4 protein-coding genes and 1 pseudogene are annotated in these 4,940 nt (G+C 64.8%); 3 read left to right on the top strand and 2 right to left on the bottom strand.

The window, feature by feature from the left end:
- The 3 genes and pseudogenes from A3E77_RS04830 to A3E77_RS04840 form a co-directional block, all read left to right on the top strand.
- A pseudogene (locus A3E77_RS04830) lies at positions 1-338 on the top strand (quinone-dependent dihydroorotate dehydrogenase); the annotation flags it as partial.
- Positions 339-562: 224 nt separating this feature from the next.
- Entirely contained in the window at positions 563-2,254 is a 1,692-nt protein-coding gene (gene ggt / locus A3E77_RS04835) for a gamma-glutamyltransferase (protein WP_293643716.1), read from the top strand.
- A gap of 49 nt (positions 2,255-2,303) precedes the next feature.
- Positions 2,304-4,109, top strand: a complete 1,806-nt coding sequence (locus A3E77_RS04840; RefSeq protein WP_293643718.1) for an AMP-dependent synthetase/ligase — start codon at positions 2,304-2,306, stop codon at positions 4,107-4,109.
- A 248-nt stretch (positions 4,110-4,357) separates the two neighbouring features.
- Here the strand turns inward: A3E77_RS04840 and A3E77_RS04845 are convergent, their stop codons facing one another.
- Positions 4,358-4,804, bottom strand: a complete 447-nt coding sequence (locus tag A3E77_RS04845) for a hypothetical protein (protein WP_293643720.1) — start codon at positions 4,802-4,804, stop codon at positions 4,358-4,360.
- A gap of 61 nt (positions 4,805-4,865) precedes the next feature.
- The coding region (locus A3E77_RS04850; protein WP_293643928.1) for a hypothetical protein at positions 4,866-4,940 on the bottom strand (75 nt) is incomplete at its 5' end.

Raw genomic sequence — 4,940 nt, forward strand, 5'->3', positions numbered from 1 at the left:
CGAACACGACGATCAACCGCCCGCCGCTCGCGTCGCGCCATGCCGAAGAAGCCGGCGGGCTGTCGGGGGCGCCGCTCGCCGACCTCGCGCTCCGGCGCGTCCGCGATTTCCGTGCCGCCAGCGGGGGCAGGTTGCCGATCGTCGCCGCGGGCGGGATCGCGTCGGCGCAGCAGGCGTGGGACCGCATCCGCGCGGGCGCCAGCCTGGTCCAGATTTATTCGGCGATGGTCTATGAAGGCCCCGGCCTGGCAAGCCGCATCGCGCATGGGCTCGAACGACTGGCGGCGCGCGACGGCTTCGCGCGCGTGGCCGATGCGGTGGGGACGGACACCGCTTGAACCTTCCCCCTTGATGGGGGAAGGATACGCAGCCTTGCCGCAATGCGGCTAGGCGCAGTTGGATGGGGGTGATGGTGCGTCATCGCATTGCAGCTTCAGGCCGCCACCGCACCCCCGCCGCTGCGACTAGCGAACAAGTTCGCAAGTCTCGCTGCCTCTCCCATCAAGGGGGAGGGCGTGGTGTGGGGTTGCGCTGTCTCGACCTCCGCGCCAATGTCGCGCGCATGTTGAAAAGATTCCTTCCGCTCGCCGCCCTTCTGTCCATCACCGTCAGCTCGCCCGCACTGGCGCAGGGTGTCACCTCGTCCGCCGACCCGCGCGCGACCGAGGCGGGCCGCGAGATTTTGCACCAGGGCGGCACCGCCGCCGATGCGGCGATCGCGATGGTGGCCATGCTGACGCTGGTCGAACCGCAATCGAGCGGGATCGGCGGCGGCGGCTTCATGATTCACCACAATGCCAAGGACGGCAGCATCTCGACGATCGACGGCCGCGAAATGGCGCCTGCATCGGCCAAGCCCGACCGTTTCCTCGGTCCCGACGGCAAGGCGCTGGGATATCGGGACGTCATTCCCGGCGGCTTGTCGGTGGGCATTCCCGGCAATGTGCGCCTGATGGAAATGGCGCACAAGAAATGGGGCAAGCTCGAATGGCAGGCGCTGTTCCAGCCCGCGATCAAGCTTGCCGAAGAGGGGTTCATCGTCACCCCCGCGCTCCACACCTGGCTTGTCCAGTTTGAACCGATGTGGAAAGAATTCCCGGCCCCGCAGGCCATCTATTATGTCGACGGCAAGCCGGCCCCGGTGGGCACGCGGATCAGAAACCCCGCTTATGCCAAGCTGCTTCGCGACATCGCGGCGCGCGGCCCCGACGCCTTTTACACCGGCGCCAATGCCAAGGCGATCAGCGATGCGGTGGCAAAGGCGCCGCGCCACCCGAGCCAGCTCACCGTCAAAGATATTGCGGCCTATCAGGCCAAGGAGCGCCCCGCGGTCTGCACCACCTACCGCGTCTACAAGGTCTGCGGCATGGGCCCGCCCTCGTCGGGCGCGACCACCGTCTTCGGCATTCTCGGCATGATCGAGGGCTGGGACATGAAGGCGATGGGCAAGGATAATCCGATGAGCTGGCACCTGCTCGCGGAAGCAATGCAGCTCAGCTACGCCGACCGCGCCGCCTATCTCGGCGACGGCGATTTTGTCGATGTCCCGGTGAAGGGCCTGCTCGACAAGAGCTATCTCGCCGAGCGTCGCCAGCTGATTTCGCCCTATCGCGCCGCGGGGAAATATGAACCCGGCACCCCGCCGGGCGCGAAGCCGCGCGCTGCGGCGCCGCCGGTCGAGGAACAGGGGACGACGCATTTCGTCACGGCCGACAAGGATGGCAATCTCGTCTCGATGACGTCGACGATCGAAAGCATCTTCGGCAGCCAGCTGATGGCGAACGGCTATTTCCTCAACAACGAACTCACCGATTTCGACCTTGCACCGACCGAAGGCGGCGTGCCGACGGCGAACCGGGTCGAAGCGGGCAAGCGCCCGCTGTCCTCGATGTCGCCGACGGTGGTCTACGGCCCCGACGGCAAGGTGGTGCTCGCGGTCGGGTCGGCGGGCGGCAAGCGTATCATCATGCATGTGACCAAGGTGCTTGTCGGCGTGCTCGACTGGGGGCTCGATGCGAAACAGGCGATCGAACTGCCCAACCTCTTCTTCGGGCGCGACGGTGTGCTGATCGAAAATAATGCGGCGGGACAGGCGGTCGCCGCAAAGATGAAACCTTTCGGCTACAGCTTCACCGCGACCAGCCTCGGGTCGAAACTCAATGCGGTCGAGCGCACCGCGGCGGGTTTGCGCGGCGTCGCCGATCCGCGTGGCCCCGGCAGCTCGTCGATCGACGGTGCACCGGCGCAGAATTAATCAACGATAACAAAAGAAAAGACATGAAATCTCCCTGGAGAGAGGCAGAATGAAGCTTGCAAACCCCCATCTCGACCATTTTTCGAGCCTGGTCGCGATGTTCTTCGACCGGGCGGGGCGTGGCGGCGAAGATCCCTTCCTGTGGCGTAAGGCCGACCGCGCCTGGCATCCGCTCAGCTGGCGGCAGGTTGCGAACCAGGTCGCGGCGCTCGCCCACAATCTGCGCGACCTCGGCCTGAAGGACGGCGACCGGGTGGTGCTGGTCAGCGAGAACCGGCCCGAATGGTGCATCGCCGACCTTGGCATCATGGCGGCGGGGTGCATTACCGTCCCGACCTATACGACCAACACCGAACGCGACCACCAGCATATCCTCGACAACAGCGGGGCAAAGGCAGTGATCGTGTCGACCGCCAAGCTGGCGCGCACCTTGATGCCCGCTGTGACGCGTTCCGACGCGAACATCGCCATCACGATGGAAAGCCTGCGCGTCGGGCAACAGGGCGATGTCGCGATCCATGACTGGGAGCCGCTGGTGCAGGGCGGCGAGGCTTGGCTTGAGGAAGCGAAAGCGCGCGGGCTCGCGATGAAGCGCGAAGACACCGCGTGCCTTATCTACACCAGTGGCACCGGGGGCGCACCGCGCGGGGTGATGCAGCATCATGGCGCGATCCTGCACAATGCGGCGGGCGCGGCCGAAGTGCTCGTCAATGATTTCGGCATCGGCGACGAAGAGGTGTTCCTCTCCTTCCTGCCGCTCAGCCACGCCTATGAACATTCGGGCGGGCAGTTCCTGCCGATCATGGTCGGCGCGCAAATCTATTATAGCGAAGGGCTGGAAAAACTCGTCTCGAACATCGAGGAGACGCGCCCGACGATCATGGTCGTCGTGCCGCGGCTGTTCGAGGTGATCCGCGCGCGGATGATCAAGTCGGTCGAAAAGCAGGGCAAGCTTGCGAACTGGATGCTGAACCAGGCGCTGCGCGTCGGCGAAAAGGATTATGAGCGCCGCATGGGCGTGCTCGATCGGCCGGTCGACATCATCCTCGACAAATTGTTCCGGCCCAAAATCCAGAAACGCTTCGGCGGCCGGATGAAGGCGCTGGTGTCGGGCGGCGCGCCGCTCAATCCCGAAATCGGTGTTTTCTTCCACTCGATTGGGCTCACGCTACTCCAAGGCTATGGGCAGACCGAGGCGGGCCCGGTGATCAGCTGCAACCGCCCCAGCGCCGGAATCAAGATGGACACCGTCGGCCCGCCGCTGATGAACACCGAGGTGCGGATCGCCGACGACGGCGAAATCCTCGTACGCGGCGAGCTGGTGATGAAGGGCTATTGGCGCAATGACGCCGAAACGGCGCGGGTTCTGGTGGATGATTGGCTCCACACGGGCGACATCGGGCATATCGACGATAAGGGCCGCATCGTCATCACCGACCGCAAGAAAGACCTGATCGTCAACGACAAGGGCGACAATGTCTCGCCGCAGCGGGTCGAGGGGATGCTGACGCTCCAACCCGAAATCCTGCAAGCGATGGTCTATGGCGACAAGCGCCCGCACCTTGTCGGTATCCTTGTCCCCGATCCCGAATGGATGGCCGAATGGGCCGAGGCCGAAGGGCTGCCCAAGGATCTGGAACGGCTGCGCGAACATGAGAAATTCCGCGCCGCGATCCGCGCCGCGGTCGACCGGGTCAACGGCCAGCTGTCGGTGATCGAAAAGGTCCGCAAATTCGACTTCGCCGACGAGGCGTTCACGATCGAGAATGAGCAGATGACGCCGTCGATGAAGATCCGGCGCCATATCCTGAAACAGGTTTACGAAGGCAAGATCGCGGCTTTGTACAAGGCCTGAGAATCGCCCCCTTGATGGGGAGGCAGCCGAACCCCGGATCAAGTCCGGGGTGCAGCGGTGGGGGTGCGCTATTGGCCTGCGATAATGGTGCAAGGACGCACCATCACCCCCCATCCAACGCAGCCTAATCGCTCCGTGACAAGGCTGCGTATCCTTCCCCCATCAAGGGGGAAGGTCTTAAGAGCAGGCGGGGTGCGACCCGAAGAGCTCGGCGCAAACCGGTCCCCGCCTGCGACTGAACCCTTGGCTCAGCCTTTGTCCCCCGCCGGTTTGCGATAGGGGACGAAATCGCCGAAAACGCACGTCGGTCCGCGGATACCGCTCGATCGATCGACCAGGTGAAAGAAATCGCCCGAACAGGTCGACGAGCCGAATTGGCGCACCACCATGATGTCGCTGTCGCGCGCCAGGCCGGGGCAGCTGCCCTTCAAATCGTTGCGATAGACCAGGTTGCCGCCCGACCGATACAGCAGGATGCTGTCCGAGACGCGGATCGTATCATTGCTGTGGTAATTGGGCAGGCAGCGGATCGGCGCGCCGGGGACCTTGCCCGCCAGCTGCTTGTCGAGCCGTTCGGCCTGTTTCGGGGTCAGCGCGGCGGCGCCGGGCTCGCCCGATCCGGCGGGCGCGCAGCCGGCGACCAGCGGCACGGCCGCGGTCAACAGCGCGGCGGCCATCAGGTTCAGCTTCGCCATGACATTGCTCCTTGAGGCGGGCCATCATGGCCCTGGCGGATGAATGGGTGCTGAAGCGGCATTATGCCGCATCTTTCAGCGCGCGGATACGGCCGAGTTCGGCCGCGGTGGGCGCGCGGAGAAAGGGGTTGGTCGC

This window comes from Sphingopyxis sp. RIFCSPHIGHO2_12_FULL_65_19, assembly GCF_001830555.1.
GTDB lineage: Bacteria > Pseudomonadota > Alphaproteobacteria > Sphingomonadales > Sphingomonadaceae > Sphingopyxis.

Excerpts from the sequence above, each read along its gene's own strand:
- ggt (WP_293643716.1), top strand. The coding sequence starts at position 563 with ATGTTGAAAAGATTCCTTCCGCTCGCCGCCCTTCTGTCCATCACCGTC.
- A3E77_RS04840 (WP_293643718.1), top strand. The coding sequence starts at position 2,304 with ATGAAGCTTGCAAACCCCCATCTCGACCATTTTTCGAGCCTGGTCGCG.
- A3E77_RS04845 (WP_293643720.1), bottom strand. The coding sequence starts at position 4,804 with ATGGCGAAGCTGAACCTGATGGCCGCCGCGCTGTTGACCGCGGCCGTG.